At 69.7% G+C, this 15,764-nt stretch carries 12 protein-coding genes; 6 read left to right on the top strand and 6 right to left on the bottom strand.

The window, feature by feature from the left end:
- Nucleotides 1-10: 10 nt before the first annotated feature.
- The 4 genes from JRI60_RS28665 to JRI60_RS28650 all read left to right on the top strand — a co-directional run bounded on the left by JRI60_RS28665 (nucleotide 11) and on the right by JRI60_RS28650 (nucleotide 3,388).
- A complete protein-coding gene (locus JRI60_RS28665; RefSeq protein WP_204219069.1) occupies nucleotides 11-1,048 on the top strand; it encodes a hypothetical protein in 1,038 nt (345 codons plus the stop codon).
- Nucleotides 1,049-1,606: a 16S rRNA (guanine(966)-N(2))-methyltransferase RsmD gene (rsmD, locus tag JRI60_RS28660; protein WP_204219068.1), complete on the top strand. Its 558-nt coding sequence runs from the start codon at nucleotides 1,049-1,051 to the stop codon at nucleotides 1,604-1,606.
- A 33-nt stretch (nucleotides 1,607-1,639) separates the two neighbouring features.
- Entirely contained in the window at nucleotides 1,640-2,122 is a 483-nt protein-coding gene (gene coaD / locus JRI60_RS28655) for a pantetheine-phosphate adenylyltransferase (protein ID WP_204219067.1), read from the top strand.
- Nucleotides 2,123-2,197: 75 nt separating this feature from the next.
- On the top strand, nucleotides 2,198-3,388 hold the full coding sequence (locus JRI60_RS28650) for a pyridoxal phosphate-dependent aminotransferase (RefSeq protein WP_204219066.1): 1,191 nt from the start codon (nucleotides 2,198-2,200) through the stop codon (nucleotides 3,386-3,388).
- A 69-nt stretch (nucleotides 3,389-3,457) separates the two neighbouring features.
- On the opposite strand, the gene JRI60_RS28645 is transcribed toward JRI60_RS28650, so the two are convergent.
- Nucleotides 3,458-4,189: a hypothetical protein gene (locus JRI60_RS28645; RefSeq protein ID WP_204219065.1), complete on the bottom strand. Its 732-nt coding sequence runs from the start codon at nucleotides 4,187-4,189 to the stop codon at nucleotides 3,458-3,460.
- A 152-nt stretch (nucleotides 4,190-4,341) separates the two neighbouring features.
- Here JRI60_RS28645 and carB point away from each other — a divergent pair, with 152 nt between their 5' ends.
- Both carB and dacB read left to right on the top strand, forming a co-directional pair.
- Nucleotides 4,342-7,572 (top strand): carbamoyl-phosphate synthase large subunit, encoded by a 3,231-nt coding sequence (carB, locus tag JRI60_RS28640; RefSeq protein WP_204219064.1) that lies wholly within the window; start codon nucleotides 4,342-4,344, stop codon nucleotides 7,570-7,572.
- A gap of 242 nt (nucleotides 7,573-7,814) precedes the next feature.
- Complete coding sequence (gene dacB, locus JRI60_RS28635; protein WP_204219063.1) at nucleotides 7,815-9,323, top strand: D-alanyl-D-alanine carboxypeptidase/D-alanyl-D-alanine endopeptidase; 1,509 nt, start codon at nucleotides 7,815-7,817, stop codon at nucleotides 9,321-9,323.
- 102 nt (nucleotides 9,324-9,425) lie between these two features.
- Here dacB and argF read toward each other — a convergent pair whose 3' ends face one another.
- The 5 genes from argF to argC are packed head-to-tail and all read right to left on the bottom strand — an operon-like array spanning nucleotide 9,426 to nucleotide 15,413.
- On the bottom strand, nucleotides 9,426-10,331 hold the full coding sequence (gene argF, locus JRI60_RS28630; protein WP_204219062.1) for an ornithine carbamoyltransferase: 906 nt from the start codon (nucleotides 10,329-10,331) through the stop codon (nucleotides 9,426-9,428).
- The gene (gene argH / locus JRI60_RS28625) at nucleotides 10,328-11,773 is read right to left on the bottom strand and encodes an argininosuccinate lyase (RefSeq protein WP_204219061.1); all 1,446 of its coding nucleotides are present in this window, start codon (nucleotides 11,771-11,773) and stop codon (nucleotides 10,328-10,330) included. The genes argF and argH overlap by 4 nt, the downstream gene beginning before the upstream one ends.
- A complete protein-coding gene (argR, locus tag JRI60_RS28620; protein WP_239469763.1) occupies nucleotides 11,770-12,255 on the bottom strand; it encodes an arginine repressor in 486 nt (161 codons plus the stop codon). The genes argH and argR overlap by 4 nt, the downstream gene beginning before the upstream one ends.
- A gap of 24 nt (nucleotides 12,256-12,279) precedes the next feature.
- Complete coding sequence (gene argJ / locus JRI60_RS28615) at nucleotides 12,280-14,355, bottom strand: bifunctional glutamate N-acetyltransferase/amino-acid acetyltransferase ArgJ (protein WP_204219060.1); 2,076 nt, start codon at nucleotides 14,353-14,355, stop codon at nucleotides 12,280-12,282.
- A complete protein-coding gene (gene argC, locus JRI60_RS28610; RefSeq protein WP_204219059.1) occupies nucleotides 14,352-15,413 on the bottom strand; it encodes an N-acetyl-gamma-glutamyl-phosphate reductase in 1,062 nt (353 codons plus the stop codon). The genes argJ and argC overlap by 4 nt, the downstream gene beginning before the upstream one ends.
- Between the last annotated feature and the right edge of the window lie 351 nt (nucleotides 15,414-15,764).

The following is a 15,764-nucleotide window of genomic DNA, read 5'->3' as shown; positions in this document are numbered from 1 at the left end:
CGGCCCCCGGATGAATGTGCTCGACAAGGTGTTGACGCTGCGGCCGACGAGCGTGGTGGCGCGACTGGGGACGGCCTCGAGGCTCCCCGTCCTCAACCCGCGCGATCTGCTCAAGGCACTGGAGGGAGTGCCCGCCGCGTTGCCCTGCCTGCCCGTGCCCACCCGGCCCATGTTGCCGGGGATGCTGGCGGCGGCACGCGGCGAGGACGCGGTGCTCGGGCTGCTCTGCCCGCATCCCCTGGCGGATCGCGGGGCGGCCGAGCGCTTCATGGCCTCCGTGCAGCAGGTGGCCGAGGCGGATGGCCATGCGCGGCCCGTCTTCCTGCAGGCCGGGCCGGTGCGGGTTTCCAAGGTGGGCCCGGAGACGATGGCGCAGCTGCAGGAGGGCCTCTTCCGTCTGGTGGACGCGGGTTTCTCGCTGGTGTCCCTGGACGTGACGCGGCTGCCCGTGGACGTGGCGGTGGAGGTGGTGCCGAGGCTGTCCGGCGCGGTGTTGGAGCGCGAGCTGGCGCTGGAGGTATCGCTGGCGGCGGGTGCCGAGGGCGATGAGCTGGAGGGAGCCCGCGCGCTGCTGGACGGGCTGCGCCAGCGGGGCGTGAACGCGCGTTTCCTCCGGGTGTCCGCCGCGATGCTGGGCGAGGAGGAGCCGGACGTGCAGTTCCTCCGGAACCTGGTGGAGCTGGCGGGCCAGCATGGGGCGGGTGTTTCGGTGGGGGAGGCGGGGCGGCGCTCGGTGCGGGCGCTGCCGACGTACGTGGCGGCCGGCGTGAGGAAGGTGGAGTGCGTGGCGCCCTTCGAGCGCATCGCCCTGGCCTCGTATCCGGAGGCGGTACGCACGAGCCTCGAGCAGAAGGCGGAGAAGGCGGGCTTGACGTCGGGGGAGTTGCTGGGTGTCCTGGGCGAGCAGCTCGCGCCGCTGGAGGCTCGGGATGCGGCGCGGCTGGAGGCGCTGACGTTCGCCGAGGCCTCCGAGGTGTTGGCGGGGCTGGGCGCGACGCGGACGGGGTGGAAGTCGATGCTGTTCCTGGCGGAGAACCGGGGCGACTAGATGCGCATCGTGGCAGGTACGGCGAAAGGGCGGGCGCTGGCGGGCCCCAAGACGACGTCGAAGCACATCCGTCCCACGGCGGACCGGGTGCGGGAGACGATCTTCAACGTGCTCGGTCAGTGGCTGGAGGAGCGGAAGGTGCTGGATCTCTACGCGGGGACGGGGGCGCTGGGCCTCGAGTCCGTCTCGCGAGGGGCTCCCAAGGCGGTGCTGGTGGACTCGGACCGGGAGGCGCTGTCGCTCTGCCGGGCGAACACGGACACGCTGGGGTTCGCCTCGCGGGTGGAGATCCTCGCGCAGCCGGTGGAGCGGGCGCTCGAGACGCTCGGGCGCCGGGGAGATCGGTTCGAGCTCGTCTTCGCGGACCCGCCGTATGCGGCGCGGGTGGTGGAGACGGTGCTGGAGGGGGTGGCCCGGGCCGGGGTGCTGGCACCCGGGGGCACGGTGGTCATCGAGCACGACAAGCGCGAGACGGCCCCCGAGTCCCACGCGGGTTTCGAGCGGGTGGACCAGCGGCGGTTCGGGGACACGCTGGTGAGTCTCTTCCGCATTCCTTGACCGCTTGCCGGTGGGCGTCGAGACTGCGCCGGCATGCGTACCGCCATCTATCCGGGTTCATTCGATCCGCTCACCAACGGTCACCTGAGCATCATCCAGCGCGCGTTGCAGATGTTCGATCGCGTGATCGTGGCTGTGGCAGTCAACCCGAAGAAGGTGCCGCTCTTCACCGAGGAGGAGCGCAAGGAGCTCATCCGCCAGGCCTGTCCGGATCCGCGGGTGGAGGTGGACGCCTTCCACGGCCTGCTGGTGGAGTACGCGAACGGGCGCGGGGTGAACGTCATCCTGCGCGGCCTGCGGGCGGTCTCCGACTTCGAGTACGAGTTCCAGCTGGCGAACATGAACCGCAAGCTGGCCCCTGGCATCGAGACCGTCTTCATGATGACGGGCGAGGACTACTTCTACGTGTCGTCGCAGCTCGTCCGGGAGGTGGCCTCGTTCGGCGGCAACGTGGAGGGGCTCGTGCCGCCCAACGTGCTCAAGGTGCTGCGGGCGAAGTACGGGAAGCAGGGCTGAGCGCCGCGCTGCTTCTCGATGACGCGATGAGGTGCGGGTGGTACCTTACGGGGAGTGCGTCTGGAGGCACCTGCAATGAATCTCGCGAATCGGCTCAAGGCCATCAAACCGTCCCCCACGCTCGCGCTCAACGCGAAGGCGAAGGCGCTGGTGGCCCAGGGTGTGGACGTGGTGAGTCTCGCGGCGGGCGAGCCTGACTTCGATACGCCGGAGTTCATCAAGCAGGCGGCCGTCGATGCCCTGCGGCAGGGCTTCACCAAGTACACGCCCACGTCGGGCATCCAGGAGCTGCGCGAGGCCATCTGCGCGAAGCTGGAGCGGGACAACCACCTCACCTTCGCGCCGGACCAGGTGCTGGTGACGGTGGGCGCCAAGCAGGCGCTCTACAATGCGTTCCAGGCGCTGCTGAACGAGGGCGACGAGGTCATCATCGTGGCCCCGTACTGGGTGAGCTACCCGGACATGGTGCAACTGGCCGGAGGCAAGCCGGTGTTCGTGGAGACGCGCGAGGAGGACGGCTTCGCGCCGGATCCGGACGCCATCCGCAAGGCGCTCTCGCCGCGCACGAAGGCGCTGGTGCTCAACAGCCCGAGCAACCCCTCGGGGGCGGTGTTCTCGCGGGCCGCCCTGGAGGGCATCGCCCAGGCGGTGCGCGGGCACGAGTGCCTCATCCTGAGCGACGACATCTACGAGAAGCTGCTCTACCAGGGGCAGTTCCTGAACATCGGCAACGTGGCGCCGGATCTGCTGTCGCGGCTGGTCGTCATCAACGGGATGAGCAAGTCCTTCTCGATGACGGGCTGGCGCATGGGGTACGTGGCGGGCCCGAAGTGGCTCATCTCGGGCATGCAGATGATCCAGGATCAGTCCACGTCGAACGCGGCGTCCTTCGCGCAGAAGGCGGCGCTGGCGGCGCTCAAGGGCCCGCAGGACATCTTCGTGCCCATGGTGGAGGAGTACCGGGGACGGAGGGACCTGGTCGTGGACACGCTGAACGCGATCGAGGGCGTGCGCTGCCGGCGTCCCGAGGGTGCCTTCTACGTGCTGCCCAACGTGAGCGGCCTGTTCGGGCGCTCGTACAAGGGCACGCCGGTGACGGGCTCGGTGCAGTTCTCGGAGATCCTCCTGAACGACTTCCGGGTCGCGGCGGTGCCGGGGGCCCCCTTCGGAGCGGAGGGCCACATCCGCATGAGCTTCGCGACCTCGCGCGAGCAGCTGAACAAGGGCCTGGAGCGGTTCCGCGAGCTCGCGACCGCCTTGCGCTGAGCTCCCTCTCCCTCTGGGAGAGGGCAGGGGGTGAGGGTCTTCCCGAGGGAGGACCCCGTCCCTCATGCCTCAATCCGTGTAGGCGAACGCCTTCCACCCGTCCTCGGTCTGCCGGTACAGGACGACCGCCGCGCGCCCCGAGAGGTTGGCCACCGCGGCGTACACCTCGCTGCCGCGCGGGACGATGGCGCCCAGACGCGCGGGAGGCTTGCCGTACTTCTTCTCCAGCTCCGCGTAGGGCAGGACCTCGATGTCGTAGAGCGTGATGAGGTCCGTCCGCTTGTTCCGGAGTTGCTTGACCCACGTCACCACGAGCGACTCGGGCGTCTCGAACTTCCGCTCCTCGAGCTGGAAGGGGAAGGTCAGCATCGGCACGCTCCCGCGAACGTCACCCGTCAGCAGGGCGCTGAGCAGGTAGCGGGCCTCGTCGCGGACCTCCTCTTCGGTGCTGCCCGGCTTGGGCGCCTGGGCTGGGGCCGCGGCCACCTGGGCGGGAGGGGGAGCGGCAGGAGGAGCGGGCTGGACCGCCGGGGCGGGGGGCTGGGCCGCCGGGGCTGGAGCCTCGGCCGTGGGGGTGGGGGCAGGTGCGTCCGCGGTGGCCTCCTGCTTCGCGCGGCGGCGGCGCACCGGCTTCTCGGTGGCCGGGGCAGGGGCCGACTCGGAGGGAGCGTCGGCTGCCGGCTCGCTTTGTTGGGGAGCCGATGGCTCCGGGGCTGCCGGGGCGGTCGGGGTTTCCTGGGCCTCCTGGCCGAGAGCCGGAGACGCGGTGGAGAGGAGCAGGACCAGGGACCAGCGGCGCATGAGACCTCCTGAGACGAGCGCAGACTAGCAGACGGCCCGGCGCCCGGGATCGTCCTCCCAGCCACCGGCCGGGCACGGTTTCCCACCCCGGGGGCTACCCCGTTCACACGATTCGTGCAAGCGGGGGCGAAGGTTGGTATGGGCCCCCCGCGATGCCCAAGCGAAACGACATCCGGAAGGTTCTTGTGATTGGCTCGGGCCCGATCGTCATCGGGCAGGCGGTCGAGTTCGACTACTCGGGGACCCAGGCGATCAAGGCCCTGAGAGAGGAGGGCGTCGAGGTCGTCCTCCTCAACAGCAACCCGGCGACGGTGATGACCGACCCGGAGTTCGCGCACCGCACGTACATCGAGCCCATCACGGTCGAGGTGGCGGAGCGCATCATCGCTCAGGAGCGCCCCGACTCCGTGCTGCCCACCATGGGCGGCCAGACGGCCCTCAACCTGGCCAAGGCGCTCGCCGAGCAGGGCATCCTGGAGAAGTACGGGGTGCGGCTCATCGGTGCCTCGCTGGAGGCCATCAACAAGGCCGAGGACCGGCTGCTCTTCAAGCAGGCCATGGAGCGCATCGGCGTGGCGCTGCCCAAGAGCGGGTACGCCACCACCATCGACCAGGCCCTCGCGCTGGTGGATGAGATCGGCTTCCCCGCCATCATCCGGCCCTCCTTCACCCTGGGCGGCACCGGCGGCGGCATCGCCTACAACCGCGAGGAGTACGAGGCCATCTGCCGCTCCGGCCTCAAGGCCAGCCCCACCTCGACCATCCTCATCGAGGAGAGCGTGCTCGGCTGGAAGGAGTTCGAGCTGGAGGTGGTCCGCGACACCGCGGACAACGTCATCATCGTCTGCTCCATCGAGAACTTCGATCCGATGGGCGTGCACACGGGTGACTCCATCACGGTGGCCCCGGCCCAGACGCTCACGGATCGCGAGTACCAGCGGCTGCGCGAGGCGTCGATGCGCATCATCCGGGAGATCGGCGTCGACACGGGCGGCTCCAACATCCAGTTCGGCGTCAACCCGCGCGACGGCCGCATCGTGGTCATCGAGATGAACCCGCGCGTGTCGCGCTCCAGCGCGCTGGCCTCGAAGGCCACGGGTTACCCCATCGCCAAGGTGGCCGCGAAGCTGGCGCTCGGCTACACGCTGGACGAGCTGCGCAACGACATCACCCGCGACACCCCGGCCTCCTTCGAGCCCACGCTGGACTACGTGGTGGTGAAGGTCCCGCGCTTCAACTTCGAGAAGTTCCCCCACGCCAACCGCACCCTCACCACCAGCATGCGCTCGGTGGGCGAGGTGATGGCGATCGGCCGCACCTTCCGCGAGGCCTACCTCAAGGCCATGCGCTCCATGGAGTCGGGCCGCACGGGCCTGGAGACGCCGGAGCTGCCCGAGAACAAGGAGGAGCGGCGCAAGGTACTGCGCGACAACGTGCGCGTGCCCCGGCCCGAGCGGCCCCTGTACGTTGCGCAGGCCCTGCGCGAGGGCATGTCGGTGGAGGAGGTGCACGAGCTGTCCTCCATCGATCCGTGGTTCCTCCGGCACCTGCAGGGGCTGGTGCTCGAGGCGCGGCAGATCCAGGAGTTCGGCAAGCTGGAGAAGGTGCCGGACGACGTGCTGCGCGCGGCGAAGGGGGACGGATTCTCGGACAAGTACCTGGCGCAGTTGCTGGGCTGCACCGAGGGCGAGGTGCGGGCGCGCCGGCACGCGAAGGGCATCCGCCCCGTGTACAAGCGGGTGGACACCTGCGCCGCCGAGTTCGAGGCCTACACGCCCTACCTCTACTCCACCTACGAGGAGGAGGACGAGGCCCCGCCCACCCAGCGGCAGAAGGTGCTCATCCTGGGCAGTGGCCCCATCCGCATCGGCCAGGGCATCGAGTTCGACTACGCCTGCGTGCACGCCGCCTTCGCGCTGCGCGAGGCCGGGTTCGAGACGGTGATGGTCAACTGCAACCCGGAGACGGTGTCCACCGACTACGACACGTCGGACCGCCTGTACTTCGAGCCGCTGACGATCGAGGACGTGCTGGAGGTGTCGCAGCGCGAGAAGCCGGTGGGAGCCATCGTGCAGTTCGGCGGGCAGACGCCGCTGCGCCTGTGCGTGCCGCTGGAGAAGGCGGGGCTGCCGATCCTCGGCACGTCGCCGGATGCCATCGACCGGGCCGAGGACCGCGAGCGCTTCGCGCAGCTCATCGAGAAGCTGGGGCTGACGCAGCCGGAGAACGGCGTGGCGCGCAGCCACGAGGAGGCCTACCGCGTGGCCGAGCGCATCGGCTACCCGGTGATGGTGCGGCCCTCGTACGTGCTGGGCGGCCGGGCGATGGAGGTGGTGTACGACCAGCAGAGCCTGGAGCGCTACATGCGCGAGGCGGTGAGCGCGTCGCCGGAGCACCCGGTGCTGATCGACCGCTTCCTCAAGGACGCCATCGAGGTGGATCTGGACCTGGTGGCGGACAAGACGGGCGCGGTGCTGGTGGGCGGAGTGCTGGAGCACGTGGAGGAGGCGGGAGTGCACTCGGGTGACGCGGCGTGCACGCTGCCGCCACACTCGCTGTCGCCGGATCTCGTGGAGCGGATGAAGGATCAGGCCATGGCGCTGGCGAAGGAGCTGGGCGTGGTGGGCCTGATGAACGTGCAGTTCGCCATCCAGGGGAAGACCATCTACGTGCTGGAGGTGAACCCGCGTGCGAGCCGCACGGTGCCGTTCATCTCGAAGGCGACGGGGATGCCGCTGGCGAAGCTGGCGTCGCTGTGCATGGTGGGCAAGACGCTGGCGGAGCTGGGAGCCACGCAGGAGCCCGAGTTCCGGCACGTGGCGGTGAAGGAGTCCGTGTTCCCGTTCGCGCGCTTCGCCGGGGTGGACGTCATCCTCGGACCGGAGATGAAGTCGACGGGCGAGGTGATGGGGATCGCGGACGACTACGCGTCGGCCTTCGCGAAGAGCCAGCAGGCGGCGGGAGTGAAGCTGCCGAGGAGCGGCAAGGTCTTCATCTCGGTGAAGAACGACGACAAGCCGGCGGTGGTGGATCTGGCGCGGCGGCTGAGGGCACTGGGCTTCAAGCTGGTGACCACGGGAGGCACGCACCAGTACCTGCAGACGAAGGGCCTCGAGACGGAGAAGGTGCTCAAGGTGACCGAGGGCCGTCCGCACATCGTGGACAAGATCGTGGACGGGGAGATCGTGCTGGTCATCAACACGACCTTCGGCAAGCAGGAGATCGCGGACAGCTTCTCCATCCGCCGCGAGTCGCTGATGCACAGCGTGCCGTACTACACGACGGTGCAGGCGGCGAGGATGGCGGTGGGGGCACTGGAATCCCTGCTGCGCAAGGAGCAGACGGTGCGTCCGCTCCAGGACTACCTCGGAACGAAGAAGTAGGTCCCCACTTCCCTCCCTCTCCCTCTCCCTCTGGGAGAGGGTCGGGGTGAGGGTATCCGGGCCCCAGGCTCAGAACCTCACAGCTGGATCCGCAGCGTGCACCTCTCCCCGTCCCGCGCGCGGCAGGGACGGGACGCCTTCGCTCTGCTCCCTTGCCCCCTGAGTGGACACTCGCGCGGGAGGCTAGCCGTGAGGGCACTCGGCGTCGACCCTCTTGCGAGGGGCGGTGGTAGCTTGGGGCCATGCGCCGTCTCCCCCTCACGACGCTCCTGTCCGCCGTCCTCGCGCTGTCGGCCTGTGTGCCCCGTGGGATGCGTCCGTCCCCGCCCCCTCCGCCCACGCTGATCTCCGTGGCCAACGCGCTCTTCGAGTCCGTCGAGAGCGAGGGCACGATGGCCAGTGTCTTCATGGTGGACGCGGTGACGGGGGCGCCGCTCTACGCGCGCCACGAGCACGTGCGCCTGCTGCCCGCGTCGACGATGAAGGTGGTGTCCACCTCCGCGGCGCTCTCCGCGTTCGGCCCGGACTTCCGCTTCCACACCCCCGTGCGGCTCGAGGGCACGCAGCTGGGCAACCTCTACCTGGGAGACCTCGTGGTCGAGGCGTCCGGAGACCCGTCCCTGGGCTCGTGGCGCTTCCCCGAGACCACCATGGCCTGCGAGCAGCTCGCCGAGGCCATCCAGGCGCGTGGCATCCGGCAGTGGATCGGCGCGGTGCGGGTGAGCAACGCCGACGAGGGCCCCTATGGTCTCTTCGGTCCCGGTTGGGCCTGGGACGACGCGGCCTATGCCTACAGCGCCGCTCCCACGCCCTTCGTCTTCCGCGAGAACGTGGTGGATCTGTCGCTGGAGCGCCCCGAGGGGCAGGACTGCTCGTCACAGCCCCGGCGGCCCATCACCGTGCGCTACTCCCCAGCCTTCAACGCGCCCCCCACCGTCGTGTACCTCGACCCGAACGCCCAGCGGGCCGGGCTCGGCTGTGTGCGCGAGCGGGGCTCCGGGCGCATGCGCTGCGTGTGGCGCTCGACCGCGGAGCAGTGCCCGCGCAAGGCCTCGATGCGCGTCGCCATCGACGAGCCCCAGGCGCTGTTCACCTCGTGCCTGGAGGAGGCGCTGGCCGTGCGCGGCATCTGGCGCGCGCCCGTTCCTCCCGGAGTAGCCGCCGTGCCCTCGGCCACCTCGAGCGAGCCGCTCCTCGACTTCGTCAGCCCCTCGCTCGCCGAGCTGGTGAAGGTGACGAACAAGGAGTCGCTCAACCTCTACGCCGAGCGGCTCGGCCTGCGCTTCACCCGCGAGCGCACCGGCACCGAGAGCTACCCCGCGCTGCGCGACGCCATGGCCCAGGAACTGGTGCGCCGGGGTATTTCCCCTCGGCTCCTGCGGCCGGCGGATGGCAGCGGGCTTTCGCGCTACAACGTGGCCACCGCGCGCGGCCTGGTGGAGGTCATCTACACCAGCCTGAAGGAGTCGTACGCCAACGCGCTCGTGGAGAGTCTGCCCGTCGCCGGTGTGGACGGCACGCTCGCGGGCAGCGCCGTCACCGATGGCATCCGAGGGCGTATCCGCGCCAAGACCGGGACGCTCTCGGGACAGAAGGCCTACGTGGGCGTCGCCGAGCGGCCCGGTGATCCCGAGCATCCCCGCGTCGTCTTCGCCCTCATGCTGGGAAATATCGACGAACAGCCCGCGCTCACCGCGAGCCAGGTGTTCGAGCGCTTCGCCGAGGCCATGGTTTCCCTGCCCGTGCGGTGAGTCTCTTGTCGGGACTCGAGGGGCGTCCCGGGTTCCAGTGGGCAACCCGGGGCTTCCTATACCCTCACCCCGTCCCTCTCCCAGAGGGAGAGGGGAGGGGGGTCAACCCAGGATGAGCTGCTCCAGCAGCGCCTTCTGGACGTGCATCCGGTTCTCCGCTTCGTCCCACACCGCGGATTGGGCTCCGTCGATCACCCCGTCGGTGATCTCCTCGCCCCGGTGCGCCGGCAGGCAGTGCAGCACGATGGCTCCGGGCTTCGCCTTCGCCATCAGCGCCTCGTTGACCTGGTACTCGTGCAGGTCCTTCTTGCGCTTCGCCGACTCCGCCTCCTGGCCCATGCTCGTCCACACGTCCGTCACCACCACGTCCGCGCCCTTCACCGCCTCGCTGGCGTCCGCCGTCACGTGCACGCGCGATCCCGCCTCGGCCAGCAGCGACGCCGCCGGACGGTAACCCTCGGGGCACCCCAGCCGCAGATCGAACCCGAAGAAGAGCGTCGCCTCCACGAACGACCGGCCCATGTTGCTCGCGCAGTCGCCCACGAACGCCACCGTCTTCCCCTTCACGCTCCCCAGCCGCTCCTCCACCGTGAACAGGTCCGTCAGCACCTGCACCGGGTGCCCGCCCTCCGACAGGCCGTTGATCACCGGCACACTCGACGCCTTCGCCAGGGCGTTCAGCCGCTCATCCCCGAACGTGCGGAACATGATGCAGTCCGCGTAGCTGGAGATGACCCGCGCCGTGTCCTCGATCGTCTCCCCTCGGCCGATCTGACTGGTGCCCGCGGTGATCGTCGTCACCGTGCCGCCCAGCTGGTACATCGCCGCCTCGAACGACAGGTGCGTGCGCGTCGACGCCTTCTCGAACACCAGCACCAGGTGCCGCCCCGCCAGCGTCGTCACCACTTCCTTGCGCTTGCGGCTCGCCTTCAGCGCGTGCGCCCGGTCGAAGAGGGCTCGGTATTCGGCCTCGGTACGATCGGCCAGGGTGAGGAAATCGCGCTTCACAGTGCTGCCTCCTGCAAGGACTCGAAGAGGGACCCGAGCCGGGGAACGGCATCCGCCATCGCCCTCGCCCGTGCCGCGTGGGACTTCAACTCGACAATCTGCTTCTCCACCGACGCCGGTCCCGTTCCTCCGGCGTTGGCCTTGCGCTCCACCGCTCGCCGCGGATCCGCGCTCTTCAACACCTCCGCGTCGAAGCGCGGATCCACCGACTGGGCCAGCTCCAGCGTCACCTTCGCCAGCGGCAGGCCCTTCTCCTGGCACGCCCTCACCAGCGCCCCCGTCGCCTTGTACGCCGTCCGGAAGGGAATCCCCTTCATCGCCAGCGCCTCCGCCACGTCCGTCGCCTGCGTGTAGTCCGACTCCACCGCCGCCAGGCACCGCTCCTTGTCGAAGTACACCTTCCCCAGCGCCAGGTTCAGCATCGACAGCACGCTCGTCAGCAGCGGACCCGTCTCCAACAGCACCTGCCGGTCTTCCTGCAGATCCCTGCTGTACCCGCCCGGCAGTCCCTTCACCAGCACCGCCAGGTTGTTGAGGTTGCCCACCGCCCGTCCCGACTTGCCGCGGATCAGCTCGAACACGTCCGGGTTGCGCTTCTGCGGCATCATGCTCGAGCCACAGGCGATCTCCCCGTCCAGCTTCACGAAGCCGAACTCCGGCGAGGCGAAGTCGTAGAAGTCCGTCGCCACCCGGCTCGCGTGCAGCAGCGAGCGCATCGCCGCGTACGCGAAGTCCATCGCGAAGTCGCGATCTCCCACCGTGTCCAGCCCGTTCATCGTCACGCGCGGGAAGCGCAGCAGCTCGCGCGTCACCTCGCGGTCGATGGGCAGCGACGTGCCACCAATCGCCCCCACGCCCAGCGGCAGCGAGGACACCTGCTCCAGCACGAAGCCCAGTCCGTCCACGTCCCGCGCGAACATCGCCCCGTACCCGCACAGCAGGTACGCCAGCGAGATCGGCTGCGCCCTCTGCCGGTGCGTGTACGAGGGAAGAATCGTCCCGCGCTCCGCCTCCGCCCGGGCCGCCAGGCTCTCCAGCAGCTTCGCCACCACGCCGAGCGCCTCGGCCACCTTCTCCCGCACGTGCAGGCGCAGATCCAAGGCCACCTGGTCGTTGCGCGAGCGCGCGGTGTGCAGCAGGCCCGCCCGCTCCCCGAGGACGCGGGTGATCTCCGCCTCCACGGCCATGTGCACGTCCTCCTCGTCGGCCAGCACGAGCGTGCCGGCCTGGGAGGCCTTCCAGATGGCCACGAGCTGCTCGCGGATGGCGCGCGCGTCCTCCGAGGGGATGATGCGCGTGCGCGACAGCATGGTGAGGTGCGCGAGGCTGCCCACCAGATCCTCCTGCAGGAGGGCCTTGTCGAGCGACAGCGAGCTGGTGAATGCCAGCACCTCCGGGTGGAGGCCGGATCCGCCGGAGGCGGCCGTCTTGGCAATCGTCACGGGGTTTCTTCCTTTCCGAAGAGCGCCTTCAACTTCCTGGACAGCGTGCGGGCCGACTTCCCACGGGCCGGGGCGACGAAGATGGTGTCATCTCCGGCGATGGTCCCCAGGCTCTCGGCCAGTCGGGCATGATCGATGGCCGCCGCCACCGGGGGCGCGGAGCCCGGTCGCGTGCGCACCACCACCAACATCTCGTTGTCATCCACCGTGAGGATCATCTCTCCCAGCTCCAGCAGCCGTGCCTCGCCGGAAGGGGGTGGGGCCTCATCCAGTCCGTAGACCGTGCCCCCCTCGGGTCTCGACACCCTCATGGCCCCCAGCTGGGCCAGGTCCCTCGACAGCGTGGCCTGGGTGACGTCGAAGCCCTCGCGGGCCAGGAGCTGCCCCAGCTCCTCCTGCGTGGCCACCGCGTGCGCGCGGATGAGGCGGCGGATGGCGTCCTGGCGCGCCGCCTTGTCTCCATTGTTCCGGATCGGACTCACGTTCGAGGCCCTCGTGACATCGGCTCAACGGGTGACGAGCGTTCCCACGCCCTTGTCGGTGAAGAGCTCGGCGATGAGGCTGTGCGGCACCCGCCCGTCGATGACGTGCACGCGCTCCACTCCGGTGCTCAGCGCCTTCAGCGCCATCCTCGAGCGCGTCTGCATGCTGCCGCTGAAGGCCCCGGCCGTCAGGTGCGCCTCCAACTGCGCGGCGGTGAGCTCCGAGAAGAGCTCCTCGCCCCGGAGGATGCCCGGCGCGTCGTGCAGGTAGATGAGCTTGTGGGCCTTGAGGGCGGTGGCCAGCTCGGAGGCCACCGCGTCCGAGCCGAGATCGTACGTCTGCCCGTCCTCGCCCAGCCCCATGGGGGAGATGACCGGCACGTAGCCCTGCGCCAGGAGCATCTCCAGGAACTCGTGGTTGACGCGCGTCACCTCGCCCACGTGCTCCTTGGAGCGCCCGTCGTCGCCCGGAATCCGCCGCGCCCGTAGCAGCGCCCCGTCCTTGCCGGACAGGCCCACCGCCCGGTCCCCCAGCTGGTTGAGGATGGTGACGAGCTCCGAGTTGACGGAGCCGGAGATCACCATCTCCACCACCTTGAGGCCCGAGTCATCGGTGATGAGCTCACCCTCCTGCCGCAGACCGAGCTTGTCCAGCGTGCGGGTGAGCTCCGGCCCGCCGCCGTGCACGATGATGGGCTGCAGGCCCGCCGAGCGCAGCAGCTCGATGTCCCGGCAGAAGGACTGCTTGAGGTTCTCCTTCACCATGGCCGCGCCGCCGTAGCGGATGACGCAGCGCTTGCCCTTGAAGCGGGAGATGTACGAGAGCGCCTCGACCAGCAGCGTCGTCTTGAACGCGGGGCTGTAGTTGGCCAGCCGATCGTCCTTGCCCACGCCCCCGTCCGGCCTCGGGATGATGAGCGAGGTGTAGTCCGCGTTGATCTTCACGTAGTCGTACGAGAGATCGCACCCCCAGGCCACCGACGAGGCCTCGCCGCCGGTGAGGTCCACCTCGATGCGCACCTCGGGCTCGCGCATGCGCGCCTTGAGCTGCCCGGGGTCATGCGGCTGGGGCCGGCCCTGGTAGACGGTGATGCCCTGGATGCAGACCCGGGCCGAGTAGGGGTCGATGTCGTAGCCCTGCGTGCCGGCGCGCGCTCCCACGGTGGCCAGCACGCGGCCCCAGTTGGGATCCGCCCCGAAGACGGCGGCCTTCACCAGGGTGGAGCCGGCCACGGCCCGCGCCAGATCCTGCGCGATGGCCCCGGTGGGCGCTCCCGCCACCTTCACCTCGAGCAGCTTGGTGGCGCCCTCGCCATCGGAGGCGATCTCCCGCGCCATCTCCAGGCACAGGTCCGACAGCGTGGCGGTGAAGGCGAGCAGCTCCGGCCCCGGGTCCGTGATGGTCGGGTTGCCGGCCCGGCCATTGGCCAGGGCGTAGACGGTGTCGTTGGGGCTCATGTCCCCATCCACCGTCAGGCTGTTGAAGGTGGAGGACACCGCCTCGCGCAGGGCGGCCGCGAGCGCTCCGGGCTGGATGGCGCAGTCCGTGGTGATGACGGCGATCACCGTCGCCAGCGACGGGTGCATCATCCCCGAGCCCTTGAAGATGGCGGACACCGTCACGTTCCGCCCGCCGATGCGCACCTCGCGCCACGCCTGCTTGGGGCGCGTGTCGGTGGTCATGATGGCCTCGGCGGCGGCATCGGGCTCGGCGCGCAGGGCGTTCTTGAGCGGGCCCAGCACCGCCAGCACCTTGTTCACGGGCAGCGGATGGCCGATCACCCCCGTGGAGGCGGCCAGCACGGCGGAGGCGGGCACGGAGAGGACGCGGGCCGTCTCCGTCAGCAGGGTGCGCACGTCCTCCAGGCCGGCGGGGCCGGTGAGGGCGTTGGCGTTACCGGAGTTGATGAGGACGGCCTGGATGCCCGTGGCGGGCAGGCGGTGCTCGGCGTCCTGGACCGGGGCGGCCCTGGCCTTGTTGGCGGTGAAGCAGCCCGCGGCGGAGCAGGGCGTGTCGCTGTAGACGAGCGCCACGTCCTTGCGCTGGGGCTTGAGGCCGGCATGCATGCCGGAGAAGGAGAAGCCGAGCGGCACCTTCACGGACAGAAGCTCCGCAGGGTGGAGAGGCCACGGGTCTCATCCCACCCCATCATGAGATTGAGGTTCTGGACGGCTTGCCCGGCCGCCCCCTTCACCAGGTTGTCGATGGCGGCCGTCACCACCACGCGGCCCGGATCGAACCCGGTGGTGTCGGCGGCCAGGGCCACCACGCAGCGGTTGGTGCCCACCACGGCCTTGAGGCCCACCGCGTCCGGCGAGGATTCCACCGTCACGAAGGGGGTGGAGGCATAGGCCTGCTCCAGGGCGGCGCGGGCCTCGGCGGGGGTGGCGCCCGAGCGCAGGCGCGCGTAGGCGGTGACGAGGATGCCGCGCTTGAGCGGCAGCAGGTGCGCGGTGAAGGTGAGGGGCACCTTCCGGCCAGCCGTGAGGGCGAGCGTCTGGGCGATCTCCGGCGTGTGCTGGTGGCGCAGCACGCGGTAGGCGCGGAAGTCCTCGTCCACCTCGCTGAAGCTCATGTCCTCCGAGCCCTTGCGGCCGGCGCCCGTGGTGCCCGAGGCGGCGTCGAAGATGACCGAGCCCTCGTCGAGCAGCCCGGCGCGCAGCAGCGGCGCCACCGAGAGCGCGCACGCGGTGGCGTAGCAGCCCGGGTTGGACACCAGCCGGGCGCCCGGAATCCGCTCGCGGAACAGCTCCGGCAGGCCATAGACGGCCTGTCCCAGCAGCTCCGGCGCCGAGTGGGTGAAGTTGTAGAAGGCCGGGTAGGTGGCCGTGTCCTGCAGCCGGAAGGCGCCCGACAGGTCGATGACCCGCACGCCCGCGGCCAGCAACTGCGGCACCAGGTGCAGCGAGGACTCGGCCGGCGTGGCGAGGAAGACGACCTCGCACTCGCGGGCCAGCTCGGCGCTCTTGTCCAGCGGCGCATAGCGCAGCTGCCCGAGGGGGCCCGCGATGCCCAGGCGGCGGCCCACGGTCTCGCCCTGCCACCTGTCGCTGGTCACCAGTCGCAGATCCACCTGCTCGTGGGCCGCCAGGATGTGGGTCGCCTCGACGCCGGAGTAGCCGGACGCGCCAATGATGCCGATCGCCGTCTTATGCATGGAGGTGCATGAATATTCGCTACCCTGCATACAAGCAAGCGACAAATGCGTATTCCCGCCGCCGAGGCCCAACGTCTTCTTGGAGGGTGAGAGCGCGTTTCGCACCCGCCGAGGAGGTGGGGGGTGCACGGGCAAATCAGCGGGACGACTGGTGGCCAGGCTCCAGCCCGCTCGACCTTTTCACGTGCAAACTTTCGTTGCACTGAGCCTGGATCCTGCTAGTTAGCTCAGTTTTCAACAAAAGAGCCCGGAACTCGGGAGAACTCGTACAGCTCTGGGTGATGCGGCATCAGTGCATGAAATGAGGGGGGCAGTGATCCACAACGCGAGTAACGGGCAAGACTAGACGTG

This window comes from Archangium violaceum (genome assembly GCF_016887565.1).
Lineage (GTDB): Bacteria > Myxococcota > Myxococcia > Myxococcales > Myxococcaceae > Archangium > Archangium violaceum_B.
Note: the sequence above shows the minus strand (reverse complement) of the source record. Positions and strands in the feature narration are given on the sequence as shown.

Excerpts from the sequence above, each read along its gene's own strand:
- JRI60_RS28665 (WP_204219069.1), top strand. The coding sequence starts at position 11 with ATGAATGTGCTCGACAAGGTGTTGACGCTGCGGCCGACGAGCGTGGTG.
- rsmD (WP_204219068.1), top strand. The coding sequence starts at position 1,049 with ATGCGCATCGTGGCAGGTACGGCGAAAGGGCGGGCGCTGGCGGGCCCC.
- coaD (WP_204219067.1), top strand. The coding sequence starts at position 1,640 with ATGCGTACCGCCATCTATCCGGGTTCATTCGATCCGCTCACCAACGGT.
- JRI60_RS28650 (WP_204219066.1), top strand. The coding sequence starts at position 2,198 with ATGAATCTCGCGAATCGGCTCAAGGCCATCAAACCGTCCCCCACGCTC.
- JRI60_RS28645 (WP_204219065.1), bottom strand. The coding sequence starts at position 4,189 with ATGCGCCGCTGGTCCCTGGTCCTGCTCCTCTCCACCGCGTCTCCGGCT.
- carB (WP_204219064.1), top strand. The coding sequence starts at position 4,342 with ATGCCCAAGCGAAACGACATCCGGAAGGTTCTTGTGATTGGCTCGGGC.
- dacB (WP_204219063.1), top strand. The coding sequence starts at position 7,815 with ATGCGCCGTCTCCCCCTCACGACGCTCCTGTCCGCCGTCCTCGCGCTG.
- argC (WP_204219059.1), bottom strand. The coding sequence starts at position 15,413 with ATGCATAAGACGGCGATCGGCATCATTGGCGCGTCCGGCTACTCCGGC.